The organism is Sphingomonas sp. BGYR3 (assembly GCF_025153455.1).
Classification (GTDB): Bacteria; Pseudomonadota; Alphaproteobacteria; order Sphingomonadales; family Sphingomonadaceae; genus Sphingomonas.
Map to the genome: position 1 here is coordinate 1,416,482 of NZ_JANZNT010000001.1, position 14,510 is coordinate 1,430,991.

15 protein-coding genes and 1 tRNA gene are annotated in these 14,510 nt (G+C 66.7%); 11 read left to right on the forward strand and 5 right to left on the reverse strand.

Annotated features, from left to right (window positions below):
- Position 1: 1 nt before the first annotated feature.
- The 3 genes from NYR55_RS06560 to NYR55_RS06570 all read left to right on the forward strand — a co-directional run bounded on the left by NYR55_RS06560 (position 2) and on the right by NYR55_RS06570 (position 3,053).
- Positions 2-961: a Gfo/Idh/MocA family oxidoreductase gene (locus NYR55_RS06560; RefSeq protein WP_260020399.1), complete on the forward strand. Its 960-nt coding sequence runs from the start codon at positions 2-4 to the stop codon at positions 959-961.
- 130 nt (positions 962-1,091) lie between these two features.
- Complete coding sequence (locus tag NYR55_RS06565; RefSeq protein WP_260020400.1) at positions 1,092-2,243, forward strand: aldose epimerase family protein; 1,152 nt, start codon at positions 1,092-1,094, stop codon at positions 2,241-2,243.
- A gap of 51 nt (positions 2,244-2,294) precedes the next feature.
- Positions 2,295-3,053, forward strand: a complete 759-nt coding sequence (locus NYR55_RS06570; protein WP_260020401.1) for a FadR/GntR family transcriptional regulator — start codon at positions 2,295-2,297, stop codon at positions 3,051-3,053.
- 38 nt (positions 3,054-3,091) lie between these two features.
- Here NYR55_RS06570 and NYR55_RS06575 read toward each other — a convergent pair.
- Together NYR55_RS06575 and NYR55_RS06580 are read right to left on the reverse strand one after the other, a co-directional pair.
- Positions 3,092-3,166 (reverse strand) — tRNA-Val (locus NYR55_RS06575).
- Between the two features lie 53 nt (positions 3,167-3,219).
- Positions 3,220-3,594, reverse strand: coding sequence for a response regulator (locus NYR55_RS06580; RefSeq protein ID WP_260020402.1), 375 nt, complete (start codon positions 3,592-3,594; stop codon positions 3,220-3,222).
- 133 nt (positions 3,595-3,727) lie between these two features.
- Here NYR55_RS06580 and NYR55_RS06585 point away from each other — a divergent pair, with 133 nt between their 5' ends.
- Positions 3,728-4,585, forward strand: coding sequence for an N-formylglutamate amidohydrolase (locus NYR55_RS06585; RefSeq protein WP_260020403.1), 858 nt, complete (start codon positions 3,728-3,730; stop codon positions 4,583-4,585).
- A gap of 275 nt (positions 4,586-4,860) precedes the next feature.
- Here the strand turns inward: NYR55_RS06585 and NYR55_RS06590 are convergent, their stop codons facing one another.
- Positions 4,861-5,658: a SapC family protein gene (locus tag NYR55_RS06590; protein WP_260020404.1), complete on the reverse strand. Its 798-nt coding sequence runs from the start codon at positions 5,656-5,658 to the stop codon at positions 4,861-4,863.
- 31 nt (positions 5,659-5,689) lie between these two features.
- Positions 5,690-7,177 carry an FAD-binding oxidoreductase gene (locus NYR55_RS06595; protein ID WP_260020405.1) on the reverse strand — a complete coding sequence of 496 codons (1,488 nt, stop codon included), beginning with the start codon at positions 7,175-7,177 and terminating at the stop codon, positions 5,690-5,692.
- 88 nt (positions 7,178-7,265) lie between these two features.
- Here NYR55_RS06595 and NYR55_RS06600 point away from each other — a divergent pair, with 88 nt between their 5' ends.
- The 5 genes from NYR55_RS06600 (at position 7,266) to NYR55_RS06620 (ending at position 11,422) form a co-directional block, all read left to right on the forward strand.
- Positions 7,266-7,754: a hypothetical protein gene (locus NYR55_RS06600; RefSeq protein WP_260020406.1), complete on the forward strand. Its 489-nt coding sequence runs from the start codon at positions 7,266-7,268 to the stop codon at positions 7,752-7,754.
- A gap of 97 nt (positions 7,755-7,851) precedes the next feature.
- Positions 7,852-9,264, forward strand: a complete 1,413-nt coding sequence (locus tag NYR55_RS06605) for a DEAD/DEAH box helicase (protein WP_260020407.1) — start codon at positions 7,852-7,854, stop codon at positions 9,262-9,264.
- A 15-nt stretch (positions 9,265-9,279) separates the two neighbouring features.
- Positions 9,280-9,516, forward strand: a complete 237-nt coding sequence (locus NYR55_RS06610; protein ID WP_260020408.1) for a DUF1289 domain-containing protein — start codon at positions 9,280-9,282, stop codon at positions 9,514-9,516.
- A gap of 86 nt (positions 9,517-9,602) precedes the next feature.
- Complete coding sequence (locus tag NYR55_RS06615; protein WP_260020409.1) at positions 9,603-10,535, forward strand: pirin family protein; 933 nt, start codon at positions 9,603-9,605, stop codon at positions 10,533-10,535.
- Positions 10,532-11,422 carry an alpha/beta hydrolase gene (locus NYR55_RS06620; protein ID WP_260020410.1) on the forward strand — a complete coding sequence of 297 codons (891 nt, stop codon included), beginning with the start codon at positions 10,532-10,534 and terminating at the stop codon, positions 11,420-11,422. The genes NYR55_RS06615 and NYR55_RS06620 overlap by 4 nt, the downstream gene beginning before the upstream one ends.
- 7 nt (positions 11,423-11,429) lie before the next feature.
- On the opposite strand, the gene NYR55_RS06625 is transcribed toward NYR55_RS06620, so the two are convergent.
- Entirely contained in the window at positions 11,430-12,458 is a 1,029-nt protein-coding gene (locus NYR55_RS06625) for a DUF2332 family protein (RefSeq protein WP_260020411.1), read from the reverse strand.
- 61 nt (positions 12,459-12,519) lie between these two features.
- On the opposite strand from NYR55_RS06625, the gene hisG reads away from it, so the two are divergent.
- Both hisG and hisD read left to right on the forward strand, forming a co-directional pair.
- Positions 12,520-13,182 carry an ATP phosphoribosyltransferase gene (gene hisG / locus NYR55_RS06630; protein ID WP_260020412.1) on the forward strand — a complete coding sequence of 221 codons (663 nt, stop codon included), beginning with the start codon at positions 12,520-12,522 and terminating at the stop codon, positions 13,180-13,182.
- Entirely contained in the window at positions 13,179-14,468 is a 1,290-nt protein-coding gene (gene hisD / locus NYR55_RS06635; RefSeq protein ID WP_260020413.1) for a histidinol dehydrogenase, read from the forward strand. The genes hisG and hisD overlap by 4 nt, the downstream gene beginning before the upstream one ends.
- Positions 14,469-14,510: the final 42 nt, after the last annotated feature.

The window sequence follows — 14,510 nt, forward strand, 5'->3', positions numbered from 1 at the left end:
GATGGTTGACGCACGCCAGTCTGTCGGGACGACCGCTTCCCCGCTGCGCATCGGTCTGGTCGGGATCGGCAAGATCGCACGCGATCAGCATTTGCCGTCGATTGCCGATATCCCGGAAATCAGCCTGCGCGCCGCTGCCAGCCGCAGCATGCCGGCCGGCGATCCGCTGATCCGCTATCCCACGCTTCAGGCGATGCTGGAGGGCGAACCGGATCTGGATGCGGTATCCCTGTGCACGCCGCCCCAGGGCCGGTTCGATCAGGCGATGCTGGCGTTGGCGGCGGGCAAGCATCTGATGATCGAAAAGCCGCCCGGCGCCACGGTGCGCGAGGTCGAGCTGCTGGCCGAGGAAGCCGACCGGCGCGGCGTTACCCTGTTCGCCACATGGCATTCGCGCGAGGCGGCTGGCGTCGCCACTGCCCGTGAATGGCTGGCGGACAAGGCGATCCACCGCGTCTCCATCCGCTGGAAAGAGGATATCCGGGTGTGGCACCCGGGACAGGACTGGATCCTGGAGCCGGGTGGTCTTGGCGTATTCGATCCCGGCATCAACGCCCTGTCGATCCTGACCCGCATCCTGCCGCAGCCTGTGCGGGTCGAGGCGGCCCGGCTGTATTTCCCCGCCAATCGCTTTGCCCCGATCGCCGCCCGGCTTGCCCTTCGTTCAGGCGACACGCCAGTCGATGCCGATTTCGATTTTCTGCAGACGGGGCCGCAAAGCTGGGACATGATGGTCACCACCGATGCTGGCGACCTGACCCTGTCGATGGGCGGGTCGGTGCTCAGGATCGGCGATGGGGCGGAACAGCACGCCCCCGATCATGAATATCGCCGCCTGTATCGCCGCTTTGCGGAACTGGTGCACACGGGCGCAAGCGATGTCGATCTTTCGCCCATAAAGCTGGTTGCCGACGCGTTTCTGCTCGGCGAACGGCGCAGCGCCGAGCCATTTGAATTCTAGGATTGTTAGCGCAATCATTTATACTTGTGCGCGTCTGAAGAGCATGCGAACCGCCGGGTGGAACACCGATCCACGCTGGCCCGCCAACAGAAACGGGAAAGGGAGAGGACGGATGCGGAAGGGTTTGTTGATGGCAATGGCATTTGGCGTGACGGCGGCAGGATGCTCGGGCGGCGGAGATGCGGGCAATGGCACCGAAGCGGCCAGCACGCCGGCCGATACGGGCATCACCATCACGGACAAGGCGATGGAAAACCTGCCGGACGGCCGGTTCGTCACCAAATGGGAATTGCGCAACAAAAGCGGCGCTGGCCTGACCATCATGGACCTTGGCGCGACCATCCTGACGCTGGACGTGCCGGATCGCGACGGCAAGCTGGCCGATGTCAATTTCGGCTTTGACACCGCAGCGCCCTATCTGACCGATAGCCCCTATTTCGGCGCGGTCGTCGGCCGCTTTGCCAACCGCATCGCCAAGGGGCGGTTCACGCTGGACGGCAAAAGCTATCAGCTGGCGACCAACAACGCGCCCAATCACCTGCATGGCGGCGAGGTCGGGTTTGACAAGTCGCTCTGGTCCGGCCGCCGCGTCGACACCGCCGATGGCCCGGGCGTCCGCTTCACCCTGGTCAGCCCGGACGGGGATCAGGGATATCCGGGTCAGGTGACGGCCACCGTCACCTATGTCTGGACCGACGATAATCGCCTGATCGTCGATTATGGCGCGGAAACGACCAAGGCGACACCGTTCAACATTTCCCAGCACGCCTATTTCAACCTGGCCGGCGTCAACGCCAAGACGGTGCTGGATCACACGCTCAAGCTGAATGCAGACCGCTATCTGCCCACCGACCCGACGGCGATCCCGACGGGCGAGCTGGCTCCGGTCGAAGGGACGCCGTTCGATTTCCGCACCGCCAAGCCGATCGGCCGCGACATCGGGGCCAAGCATCCGCAGATCGCGATCGGCAAGGGGTATGACCATAACTGGGTGCTGAACGGTTCGGGAATGCGCGAGGCCGCGGTGCTCGCCGATCCGGGTTCCGGCCGCGTGCTCACCATTTCGACGAACGAGCCGGGCATCCAGTTCTATTCCGGCAATTTCCTGGACGGCAGCGTGACGGGCAAGGGCGGCAACGCCTATGGCTTCCGCTCGGCAGTTGCGCTTGAAACCCAGCATTTTCCGGATTCGCCGAACCAGCCCGGCTTTCCCGACGCGATCCTGCGCCCGGGCAAGCCCTATGCCAGCCGCACGATCTTTGCGTTCTCGACCGAAAAATAGGGCCGGGACGCCCGCTTGCCGTCAACGGTCATGCGCCGTAACACAGGCGACATGACCGCTGATATCGAGACTGCGCTGGATTTTGCTGAGCCTGGTCTCGGGCGTCGGACCCGCGCCATTGTCGAGGATATGGGCACCGCCATCGTCACCGGTGTCCATGCCCCCGGCGAATTGCTGCCGGTGGAGGCGGACCTTGGCGTACGATACGGCGCCAGCCGGTCCGTGCTGCGCGAAGCGATCAAGGTGCTGAATGCCAAGGGGCTGGTCACCGCCCGGCCCCGGCTGGGCACGTCCGTCACCCAGCCTTCGCAATGGAACCTGTTCGATCCGGATGTGCTGCGCTGGACGCTGCGCCGCAATTTCTCGCTGCCGCTGCTGATCGAGTTCACCATGGTCCGTCTGGGGATCGAACCGCTGGCAGCGGCCATGGCAGCCCGCCGGGGCAGTGCAGAGGCGCACGAGCGTATCCGTGCCGGCTTTGCCCGAATGTCGGCTGCCCATCGCGGGGCCGATGATCCGCTGGCCGCCGATATCGCCTTTCACCTTGCGATCCTCGATGCCAGCGGCAACAGCTTTTACTGCCGCCTGAAGCCGCTGGTATCGGCGGCACTGCACTTTTCCATCCGCTACACTGACAATATCGCCCGGGATGAGGAGGCAAAGCTGGCGCAGCACCGTGAGGTGATGGAGGCAATCCTGTCGCGCGATGCGGATCGGTCCGAACAGACGGCCCGCACGCTGCTGCTCGATGCCAAGGCGCTGATGGAAGGGGGCCTGGACCCCATGCAGATCGAGGGTGCTGCGGCGTAAAAAACCCCGCCGCCTGGGTCAGGCAGCGGGGCTTTTCATGGTGGGCGTGGCAAGGATTGAACTTGCGACCCCTGCGATGTCAACACAGTGCTCTACCACTGAGCTACACGCCCGCCGGGATGCGGGCTTTAGCCAGCGAACAAGCCGCTGGCAAGCGGCATCTTGATCAAATCGCCCCGCTATCGTCCCGCGCGAACAGCCGGTCGACCTCCAGCACCAGATCGCGCAGGTGAAACGGCTTGGACAGGATGCGCGCATTGGGCAGCGCCTTGCCCGCCTTCAGCGTCACGGCGGCAAAGCCGGTGATGAACATGACCCGCAGGTCAGGCGCGATCACGCCCGCCCGCTGCGCCAGTTCGATGCCGTCCATTTCGGGCATGACGATATCGGTGAGCAGCAGGTCGAACGGCTCATTTTCCAGCAGCGGGATCGCGTCGGTCCCCCGATCGACGGCCGAAACGGCATAGCCGGAGCGCTCAAGCGCACGCGTCAGATATTCGCGCATGCCGCGATCATCCTCGGCGAGCAGGATACGGTACATGGTTTCTCCGGTGTCAGGCGGCCCTATTCGCCCATTTTATGCGGCAAGCCCTTAAGATTTTCCAGCCCGTCCCTGCCGTGGCGTTCTTTCGGGGGGTTGGCGCGCGGACAGCCCGCAGGCTAGCATTCGCGCCGTGCAGCCCGGCGAATCGTCCCATAGCCATGATCTGATCGGTCCGGCCGATCCGGAAACGCCGCTGGTGCTGTCCGTTCCGCACGCCGGGCGCGATTATCCGCCATCGCTCTGCGCCGCGCTAGGCGTGCCGCTGGCGGCGCTGAGGCCACTGGAGGACCGGCACGTCGATGCCGTGGCGCTGGCCGCGCGGGTTGCCGAAACCCTGGTCATCGCCCGCCGCGCCCGCGCCTGGATCGACCTTAATCGCGGGGAGGACGAACGCGATCCGTCGATTGAGGAGGCCGGCATTGCCCAGCGCCTGCCGCACCGGTCGCCCCGCGTCCGCAGCGGCCTTGGCCTGGTACCGCGCCGTGCGGTGGGCAGCGGCCCGATCTGGCGCCGCCGCTGGCTGGCGACAGAGATCGAGGCGCGGATCGAGCAGGACCACCGGCCCTATCACCGCACGATTGCCACGCTGCTGGCCCGGGCGCGGCAGCGATTCGGCGTCGCCGTGCTGATCGACCTGCATTCCATGCCGCCATTGCTGCCCGCCGGCAGCGCGCCGCAACTGGTGATCGGCGACAGGTTCGGTCGTTCCGCCGCGCCCCGCCTGGTGTCGCGAATCGAGGATGCGGCGCGATCGACTGGGCTGCGCGTTGCGCTGAACGCACCTTATGCCGGCGGGCATCTGCTGGATCGGCACGCCGCACCGACGTCCGGCATCCATGCGGTGCAGATCGAACTGGACCGGATGCTGTACCTCGATCACCGGCTGGATCAGCCGGGACCGGGGCTGGACCGAACGACCGCCGCCCTGCGCGCGATGCTGGATGCCGTGCTGGACGAAGTGATGCCGCAGCGGCTGGCCGCCGAATAATCCCGACGGCACATAAAAAACCACCTCGCGCAATGCACGAGGTGGCCAAGGTTCAGGGAGGAGACACGCCAAGGCGTGCCACGCAGGTCCGCGAAAGGGGGAACACGGAACCGCTGCGCAAGAACAACATAGGCAAGGCTGTATTGCTGTTCAAGGGGGCGGCGCGGCGCGCTTTGCGGCGCTTTCACTCCCATCGGTCGTCGCGAACGGGCCACGAATCAAATGGGCGGCAGATGATCGCTCATCCGCCGCCCGCGTTTAGAGTGTCAGCGCGGTCAGGCCTGGGCAGGCGCCGGATTGGCCGTGAACTCGACGCCGGGGATCTTGCCCTGGATCGCCTGACGCTCGAACAGCTGCTGCGCGTGGCCGAGCGAGAAGAGATGCGCGTAAACCAGCGGCAGCATGCCGTTCTGCGACATCTTGCGCAGCTGATCACCGCGCAGGTCAGCAAGCTTGCGCTCATCGACCATCTTGAACCCGCGATAGATAAAGGGCTGCGGCGCGCCTTCGGGCTGGATGGAAATCTCGCCGTCCATCAGCAGATCGAGCGCCTTCAGCTCCTGCATGAAGGCGTTGGTCTTCATGCCCGCCTGTTCGAACTGCTCGTTGAACTGCAGCACAGCCTCGGTCAGCTGGCTGGGCTTGCCATCGGTGAACAGCGGCTCGCCCTCGTCGAACGCGCCGATTGTGTCGGTCGTCGGATCAAAGCAGAGCGACAATTCATCGGAATTGGGACGCAGCCGGGCCAGCAGGAACGGATAACGACGGACATAGGCCGGGATGTACAGGCCCTGCTCGGTCACCTGACCCTGTTCGTCGAAGAACAGGTTCACGCCCTCGTTCAGGCCGTACAGCGCCAGCGGCACGGGATCGTCGCCGACGGAGAACACGATCGGCTGGCTGCGCTGCACCAGCGGAAATTCCTCGACCGTCAGCGGGACGGCATGGGTATTGACCATGAACCGCGCACCGGGCGACCGGCGCAGCTTGAACGCCGCATGGGTCTCGCTCGAAAGCGGGGTCAGCTCATTATAGAACAGCGGCAACGACTGGTTTTGCGGCGCGGTGGCCATCCCGATCTCCTGAATCAACGTTCCCGCGCGTCTATGGCACCGGGGCCTCGCCCGCAAGCCTGACCAGTTTCCCCGGATTGAACAGTCCGGCGGGGTCAAGCCCCGCCTTGATCGCCCGCATCGCCGCCAGTCGCGCCGGGGGGGCCAGCCGCTCCAGTTCGGCGATCTTCATCTGGCCGATGCCATGCTCAGCCGAAATCGACCCACCCGCCGCAGTCACGAGATCATGCACGAACCGCGTAATGACCGGGGCATCCTCGGCATACCAGCGATCCCGATCCGCACCGTGCGGCGCGCGGACGTGGAAATGTACATTGCCGTCGCCCAGATGGCCGAATGCAGTGGCGTGCGTCCCGGGAAAGCGCGCCTCTGCCGCCGCCGCAGCCTCGATCATGAAGCGCGGCATGACCGGCACCGGAACCGAAATGTCGTGCTGAACCGCAGGGCCGGCGGCGCGCTCCGCCTCCGACAGCGAATCGCGGATGCGCCACAGCGCGTCTGCCTGTGCCTCGCTCGCCGCGATCATGGCATCGTGGATCAGGCCGCCCGACAGCGCGTCGGCCAGCACCGGTTCCAGCGCCGCAGCCGGATCGGGCAGCGCGGCAAGGTCGGTCGACACCGCCTCGATCAGCACGTGCCAGGGGTGCGTCCCGGCGACCGGCGACCGCGTGCCCGGGATATGCCGCAGCACCAACGCGAGCGAATCGCCGGGGATGATCTCGAACCCCTCCACCGCCTGCCCCCGCGCTTCGCACGCACGCAGCAGCTTCAGCGCCGCATCCGGGCTGTCCAGCCCGACCCAGGCGACCGCCCGTGCCGCGATTGCGGGCACCAGGCGCAGGGAGGCCGCCGTGATGACGCCCAGCGTCCCTTCCGCCCCGATCAGCAGCTGATTGAGGTCATAGCCGCGATTGTCCTTTTTCAGCGGGATCAGTCCGTCATGCACCGTGCCGTCGGGCAGCACCGCCTCAACCCCCGCGGTCAGCGCACGCATCGTGCCGAATCGCAGCACCTGCGTGCCACCGGCATTGGTGGACACAAGGCCGCCGATCGTCGCGCTGCCCCGCGCGCCCAGCGTCAGAGGGAAGCGCCGCCCGGCGGCGGCGGCGGCATCATGCAGGTCAGCCAGGATCACGCCAGCCTCTGCCACGGCCAGGCCCGTTTCCGCATCCAGCGACCGGATGGCCCGCATCCGGCGCAACGACAGGATCAGCGCCGATCCGTCCGGCGGCGGCGTGGCGCCCCCGACCATGGATGTATTGCCCCCCTGCGGCACCAGCGCGACGCCGTGATCGGCAGCGGCGCGCACGATCATCGCCACTTCCGCCGTCGTGGCCGGCGACAGGATCGCCGGTGCGATGCCGTCATACCGGCCGCGCCAGTCATGCAGCCAGGGGTCGATGGTCGAAGGGTCGGTGATGATCGCCTGCGGTGGCAGCCGCGTTGCCAGCACTTCCAGCAACGCCGCCTGTGCCGGGGTCGGGGCGGCGATTTCCGCCGATGCCGGTCGCGCGTTCATAGCCATACGTCAAAACCCCTAGCATGGCTTTCGCCCTTGCGGCCAGTTCATCGGCAGTTCAAAACCCCCGCTCTATAGTTCCTGAGGTATGACGATCTCGAACCCGTTTACATGGCTGATGATCGCGGTGACGGGCGCCCTGCTGCCCGGTGCGCCGCCTGATCCGCCTGTTCAGGGCCAGCGCCGCGTCGTCACGACCACCATGAGCATCCAGCGAATCGTCATCCGGGTGCCGAACACCACCGCATTGGCCGCCAGTGTCAGCCCGGCATCCTCCCGCGCGCCCGCCCCGCCGCCGATCACCTGGGTGGAAAAGCGCGCGGGCCGCTGTCTGCCGCTGGGAGAGATTGCCGCTGCCACGATCACGCGTCCGGACAGTGTCGACCTGGTGATGAGCGGCGGCAAACGGGTGCGGGCGCGGCTGGGCAGCGATTGCCCGGCGCTCAATTTTTATTCCGGCGTCTATCTGAAACCGGCAAGCGACGGCAAAATCTGTGCGGAGCGCGATTGGGTGCGTTCCCGCTCCGGCGGGCAGTGCCAGATCAATTCCTTTCATGCCCTGGTTCCGGCGCAATAGCCGCCAAACACCCTCAACGCTTGACATTCGGGCATAAATCCGCGAGCGCCGATGCGGCGGCGCGACCATTCGGCGTGCCCATTTTCCGGACATTTGCATGAGCTTTGCCGATCTCGGCCTCTCCGATGAACTTTTGAAGGCGGTGTCCACGGCCGGCTACAGCGAGCCGACGCCGATCCAGGCACAGGCCATTCCGTCCGTGCTGATGATGCGCGACCTGATCGCGATCGCGCAGACGGGCACGGGCAAGACCGCCAGTTTCGTGCTGCCGATGATCGACATTCTGGCGCAGGGCCGCACCCGCGCGCTGATGCCGCGCAGCCTGATCCTTGAACCGACACGTGAGCTTGCCGCTCAGGTGGCGGAAAACTTCGAGAAATACGGCAAGAACCACAAGCTTTCGATGGCCCTGCTGATCGGCGGCGTTCAGATGGGCGATCAGGTCAAGGCGCTGGAGCGCGGCGTCGATGTGCTGATCGCCACGCCGGGTCGCCTGATGGACCTGTTCGAACGCGGCAAGATCCTGCTGACCGGCTGTTCCATGCTCGTCATCGACGAGGCGGACCGGATGCTCGACATGGGCTTCATCCCGGACATCGAAACGATCTGTTCCAAGCTGCCGGTCAATCGCCAGACGCTGCTGTTTTCGGCAACGATGCCGCCGCCGATCAAGAAGCTGGCGGACAAGTTCCTGTCGAATCCCAAGACGATCGAGGTCGCTCGCCCGGCGACGACCAACACGAACATCACGCAATATATCGTGCAGACCAGCGCGATGAAGAAGCGCGACGTGCTGCGCGGCCTGCTCCAGTCGGAGGATGTGCAGACGGGCATCGTGTTCTGCAATCGCAAGACGACCGTCCGCGAACTGAACAAGAGCCTGAAGCGGCACGGGTTTCGATCCGGGGAAATCCATGGCGACATGGATCAATCTTCGCGAATCGCCGAACTGGACCGGTTCAAGGCGGGCGAGATCAACATTCTGGTCGCCAGCGACGTCGCGGCCCGCGGTCTGGACGTCAAGGGCGTGAGCCACGTGTTCAATTTCGATGCGCCCTGGCATCCGGACGATTATGTCCACCGCATCGGCCGCACCGGCCGGGCGGGCGCAAAGGGCACCGCCTATACCTTCGTCACGGCGGAGGATGCGGAAAACATCGCCAATATCGAAAAGCTGACGGGCCAGCAGATCCCGCGGCTCGACCGGACGCCGGCAACGATCGCCGATGCGCCCGCCAGCGGCGAGGCGGACAAGCCGGCCGAGGGCGACGCCCCACGCCGTCGCCGATCGCGCGGCAAGGGGTCGGATGCACCGGCAAAGGCAGCGGCTCCGGAACCGGCAGAGCGGCCAGAACGGGCAGAGCGTGCACCGCGTCCTGCGGCACCGCGCCGGCAGGAACCAGCCCCGCGCCCGGAACGGCGCGATCACCGCGCCGCCGCCGATGACGGCCCGGACGATGGCTGGAACGGCCCATTCCCCGCGTTTCTTGAGGTCACGCTCGGCCGCTGAGCCGGAGCGCCTGCCATGCAAGCGGACGATGACTTTGCGGACTATGTGGCGCCAGAGGGGGTGATGAGCCCCTGCACGGGCATTTGCCGCCTTGATCCGGCAACCGGCTGGTGCCTTGGCTGCGGCCGGACCGGTCAGGAAATCGCCGCCTGGCGCGACGCCGGCGACGATGAACGCCGTGCGATCCTGAACCGGCTGGATCAGCGAATGACGGTGCTGGCGCAAGCGGGCTCGCCCGCCGGGCCGAACTGACCGTCTGGCAAATGGGGCGACTTGCGCCCCGCCTCGCGCTATTCTGATCCCCGACCCGCGATTCCGCGCCAGAAGAGAGATATCCGATGAGCGACTGGACCGATTTCGGAGCCGATTCGGCTGCCGACAGCCTGATTCATCAGGTCATCCGCCCGACCAGCCATGACCTTGGCGGGTTCAAGGTGCATCGCACCCTGCCCTCCCGTCCGCGGACGATGGTCGGCCCGTTCATCTTTTTCGACCAGATGGGCCCCGCCCGCCTGCCCAAGGGCGAGGGGATCGACGTGCGGCCGCATCCGCATATCAACCTGTCGACCGTCACCTATCTGTTCGGCGGGGCGATCGACCATCGCGATTCGCTCGGCACCTTTGCCACGATCGAGCCGGGTGCGGTCAACCTGATGACGGCGGGGCGCGGCATCGTCCATTCCGAACGCTCGCCCGGCGCGGAACGCGCGCATGGACCGGAGCTGTCCGGCATCCAGACCTGGCTCGCCCTGCCCGATCATCTGGAGGAGACGGATCCCGCGTTCCAGCATGTGCCGCGGGCCGAATTGCCGGTGCTGGAGGATTCGGGCGTGCGGGCGCGCATCATCATGGGCACGCTGTGGGGCCGGACCGCGCCGACCACGACCCATGCCGGCACCATCTATGCCGACATCCTGCTGGGCGCGGGGGCGAGCGTGCCGATCGATGCCGATGCGGACGAACGCTGCATCTATGTGGCGATGGGCGATGCGACGCTGGACGGCATGACGCTGGAGCCGCAACTGCTGTACGTGCTGCGCCCCGGCATCGCCGCCACGCTGACCAGCAGCCGCGGCGGCCGCGTGATGCTGGCGGGCGGCGAGGCCTTTCGCACCGAACGCCATGTCTGGTGGAACTTCGTCTCATCGAGCCGCGACCGGATCAACGAGGCCAAGCGCGCGTGGAAGGCCGGCGAGTTTCCGACCGTACCCGGCGATGACAAGGAATATATCCCCATCCCCGAAGTGCCCAAGACGGTCAGCTATCCGTGAGCACGGGGCAGCACCGGATCGCGCTTGCCACCGGCGTTGCACTGGATGTGTGGACGGCGGGCGATCCTGCCGCCCCCGCCATGATCTTTCTGCACGGCTTTCCCGAATCGCACCGCACCTGGCGGCATCAGATGGCCGAGTTTGCCCGCGACCATTTCGTCGTCGCGCCCGATCAGCGCGGCTATGCCCGATCGGACAAGCCGGCGGACGTCGCGGCCTATGCGCCGGAACATCCCGTTGCCGACCTGATCGCGCTGGCCGATCATCTGGGCATCGGCCGGTTCACCCTGGTGGGGCATGACTGGGGCGGCGCCATCGCCTGGATGGCCGCGCTGCGCCATGCCGACCGGATCGAACGGCTGATCATCGCCAACGCGCCGCACCCGCTGATCTTTCAGCGGACATTGTTCGACGATGCGGACCAGCGCGCCGCCAGCCAGTACATCACTGCGTTCCGCAATCCGGGGATCGAGGCGCATTTGGACGCGATTGGCCTGTCCGCCTTTTTCGACACCAGCTTTGCCCGGCACGCCGACCCCGCGCTGCTGGTCGGGGAAAAGCCGGCCTATCTCGACGAATGGTCGCAACCGGGCGCGATCACCGCCATGCTGAACTGGTATCGGGCCAGCGCGATCCAGGTGCCGGCAATCGGCGAGGCGCCCACGCGCCCCGCCTGGCTGGACGGCCCGTTCCCCCCGATCGCCATGCCGACCCTGGTCATCTGGGGCATGAAGGACAGCGCGCTGCTGCCCTGTCAGCTGGACGGTCTGGACGCACTGGTTCCGCAGCTCAGCATCGCGCGGATCGAACAGGCGGGCCATTTCGTGCCGTGGGAGGCGCCTGCCGCCGTCAACACCGCCATCCGGGGCTGGCTGGCCAGCGCCTGAGCAGCGTTCAGCCGGTCCAGTCGACCCACGCGCCATGGGCATGGCTGGTCCCCAGCACCCGCCGCGTTCCATCCGGCCACAATGTCAGGGCGATTTCCACACAGGATCGCCCCTCGTCCCATTCGAAACTGATCCAGGCCAGCGGGCGCGCAGCCGTTGCCGCCCGCCCGGCCGCGGCCATTGCCCGCGCCACCCGATCCCGGCCCGCCGCGTCCAGATATTGCAGGACGATGGAATGAAACACCGCCCGGCCGGTCCCTTCGGCCTGCGGCAGGGCAAGCTGCGCCTCAAGCCAGTCGGCGGCATCGCCCCGGTCGATGCGCGGCGGATGCACGGCAGCCATCGCCAGCGCCGCCTCCAGCCGGGCCATCCGTTCCGTCTGATCGGGCCAGCAATAGGCGCGCAGCCGCTCCTTGGTCCCCTCGTTCAGCGGATCGAGCGGGTCGCGATCCACCCCGCGCGTCTGTGTCACCTGCACTGGGGCGGCCGGTGGCGGCGGCCCGCGCCATGACGGCGCAATGCGAAGCAGGCTGAGCGCATTGCCGGCGCGAACGCCGCCCAGATCATAGGCAAAGCGGTGCAGATTGAGGTTGAGGCCAGCGCTCGATCCCAGTTCCAGCAGCTCGAACGGCACCGAAAACCGCGCTACTGCACACAACAGCGCGGCCATGATCGGCCCTGCGCGATACACTTCGTTCGTCTGGGGCGGGGATTGCATCCATTGTGCCACCCAATCGTCATGCGCCGCCAGCGTCGCCCCGATCACGGCATCGAAATCGCCGTCCAGTGCGTGATAGAGCGCAACCAGCGCCGGATTGGCCCGCCTGCGGGCAAGCGCGTGCATGGCCGCTGAAAAGCGCAGCGCAACCGCCGCCTCGCTTCGGCTGCCCGGCCAATCGGCGATCATCTGTGCCGTTCGCGGCCCCCGGGACAGCATCCGCGCGCCCGCCTCCAGCACCGATGCGGTAAAGGGCGATTGCATCGTGCGGCAGATCGCGGCCTGCCGCTGGAATTCGCCACCATCGCCGCTTGTCATCCCAGCGTTTCCAAGCCCCTTGTTGCGCGCCAGCCATACCCCAGATAAAGCGCCGCAGCCAATGACCCAGCCATTGATCATCGCCGTGCCCAAGGGGCGCATTCTGGACGAGGCCCTGCCCGTGCTGCGCGCGGTCGGCATCGAACCGGAAGCTGCGTTCAGCGACGATGGCAGCCGGGCATTGCGCTTTGCCACCAGCGATCCTGCCATCGACCTGATCCGGGTGCGGGCGTTCGACGTCGCCACCTTTGTCGCGCATGGGGCCGCGCAACTGGGCATCGTCGGTTCGGACGTGCTGATGGAATTCGATTATTCGGAACTGTACGCGCCCGTCGACCTTGGCATCGGCCATTGCCGCCTGTCGATCGCAGAGCCAGCCGATCTGGCCGCGACCGATGATCCGCGCGGGTGGAGCCATGTGCGCGTGGCGACCAAATATCCCGGTGCGACCCGCCGGCATTTCGAGGCGCGCGGCGTTCAGGCCGAATGTGTGAAGCTGAATGGCGCGATGGAGCTGGCACCCAAGCTGGGTCTGGCACCGCGCATCGTCGACCTGGTGTCATCGGGCCGCACCTTGCGCGAGAACGGACTGGTCGAGGTTGAAGTGATTGCCGAAGTGTCGAGCCGCCTGATCGTCAATCGCGCCGCGTTCAAGACGAACCCGCGCGTCGTTCCCCTGATCGATGCGTTCCGCCGGGTGGTCAGCGAAAGCCGCGCGGCATGATCCGGCTGGATACCAGCGATGCCGGCTTTGCCGATGCGTTCGATGCCCTGGTCAATGCCCGGCGCGAAGCGGATAGCGACGTGTCGCGCGATGTCGCTGCGATTATCGCCCGCGTTCGTGCGCAGGGGGACGATGCGGTCCGCACACTGACCGTCGATTTCGACCGGCACGACCTGGATCGCACCGGCTGGCGCATCCCGCGCGAGGCGTGTGTCGAGGCGCTGAACGGACTGGAACCGGGCCTTCGGCAGGCGCTGGAACTCGCCCGCGATCGCATCGCCGCCTATCATGAAAAGCAGCGGCCGCAGGACAGCGTAACGGAAGAGCCGAACGGCATCCGCACCGGTGCGCGATGGAGCGCGGTTTCGGCGGCTGGCGTGTATGTACCGGGCGGCCGGGCGGCCTATCCGTCCTCCGTCCTGATGAACACCGTCCCGGCCAAGGTCGCGGGCGTCGACCGGCTGGTCATGGTGACGCCGACGCCCGGCGGCGAAGCGAACCCGCTGGTGCTGGCCGCGGCTGCGCTGGGCGGCGTGGACGAGGTCTGGCGGATCGGCGGGGCACAGGCGGTCGCCGCCCTTGCCTATGGCACGGATCGCATCCGGCCGGTCGATGTCATCACCGGCCCGGGCAATGCCTGGGTCGCAGAGGCAAAGCGCCAGGTATACGGCGTAGTCGGCATCGACATGGTGGCCGGGCCCAGCGAGATCGTCGTCGTTGCCGATGGCCGGAACGACCCCGAATGGACCGCCGCCGATCTGCTCAGCCAGTCGGAACATGATCCGACCAGCCAGTCGATCCTGTTCACCGATGACGCCGGCTTTGCCGATAAGGTCGCCGCCGCTGTGGATCGTCAGATCGACACGCTGTCGACCGCCCGCGTGGCGCGCGCCGCATGGGACGCCAACGGGGCGATCATCCTGGTCCCGTCGCTGGCCGATGCGATCCCGCTGGTCGACCGGCTGGCCCCGGAACATCTGGAGCTGGCTTGTGACGATGCGGACGCCCTGTTTGCGCAGGTCCGCCATGCCGGTTCCGTGTTCCTTGGCCGCCATACGCCAGAGGCGGTGGGCGATTATGTCGCCGGGCCGAATCACGTGCTGCCAACCGGCCGGCGCGCGCGGTTTTCCAGCGGCCTTTCCGTGCTGGATTTCATGAAGCGGACCAGTTTCCTCTCGCTCGGCCCGGCCGGCCTTGCGGCGATCGGCCCGGCCGCCGTCGCGCTGGCCGAGGCGGAGGGCCTGCCCGCCCATGCCCGATCGGTTGCGCTGCGCCTGTCGAGCTGACCACTATTCGTTGGTGTCGCGACCCGTCGCGATGCCTTGATC

What these genes read in the sequence shown, in the direction of transcription:
- NYR55_RS06560 (WP_260020399.1), top strand. Translation starts at nt 2, where the DNA reads ATGGTTGACGCACGCCAGTCTGTCGGGACGACCGCTTCCCCGCTGCGC.
- NYR55_RS06565 (WP_260020400.1), top strand. Translation starts at nt 1,092, where the DNA reads ATGGCAATGGCATTTGGCGTGACGGCGGCAGGATGCTCGGGCGGCGGA.
- NYR55_RS06570 (WP_260020401.1), top strand. Translation starts at nt 2,295, where the DNA reads ATGACCGCTGATATCGAGACTGCGCTGGATTTTGCTGAGCCTGGTCTC.
- NYR55_RS06580 (WP_260020402.1), bottom strand. Translation starts at nt 3,594, where the DNA reads ATGTACCGTATCCTGCTCGCCGAGGATGATCGCGGCATGCGCGAATAT.
- NYR55_RS06590 (WP_260020404.1), bottom strand. Translation starts at nt 5,658, where the DNA reads ATGGCCACCGCGCCGCAAAACCAGTCGTTGCCGCTGTTCTATAATGAG.
- NYR55_RS06595 (WP_260020405.1), bottom strand. Translation starts at nt 7,177, where the DNA reads ATGAACGCGCGACCGGCATCGGCGGAAATCGCCGCCCCGACCCCGGCA.
- NYR55_RS06600 (WP_260020406.1), top strand. Translation starts at nt 7,266, where the DNA reads ATGACGATCTCGAACCCGTTTACATGGCTGATGATCGCGGTGACGGGC.
- NYR55_RS06605 (WP_260020407.1), top strand. Translation starts at nt 7,852, where the DNA reads ATGAGCTTTGCCGATCTCGGCCTCTCCGATGAACTTTTGAAGGCGGTG.
- NYR55_RS06610 (WP_260020408.1), top strand. Translation starts at nt 9,280, where the DNA reads ATGCAAGCGGACGATGACTTTGCGGACTATGTGGCGCCAGAGGGGGTG.
- NYR55_RS06615 (WP_260020409.1), top strand. Translation starts at nt 9,603, where the DNA reads ATGAGCGACTGGACCGATTTCGGAGCCGATTCGGCTGCCGACAGCCTG.
- NYR55_RS06625 (WP_260020411.1), bottom strand. Translation starts at nt 12,458, where the DNA reads ATGACAAGCGGCGATGGTGGCGAATTCCAGCGGCAGGCCGCGATCTGC.
- hisG (WP_260020412.1), top strand. Translation starts at nt 12,520, where the DNA reads ATGACCCAGCCATTGATCATCGCCGTGCCCAAGGGGCGCATTCTGGAC.
- hisD (WP_260020413.1), top strand. Translation starts at nt 13,179, where the DNA reads ATGATCCGGCTGGATACCAGCGATGCCGGCTTTGCCGATGCGTTCGAT.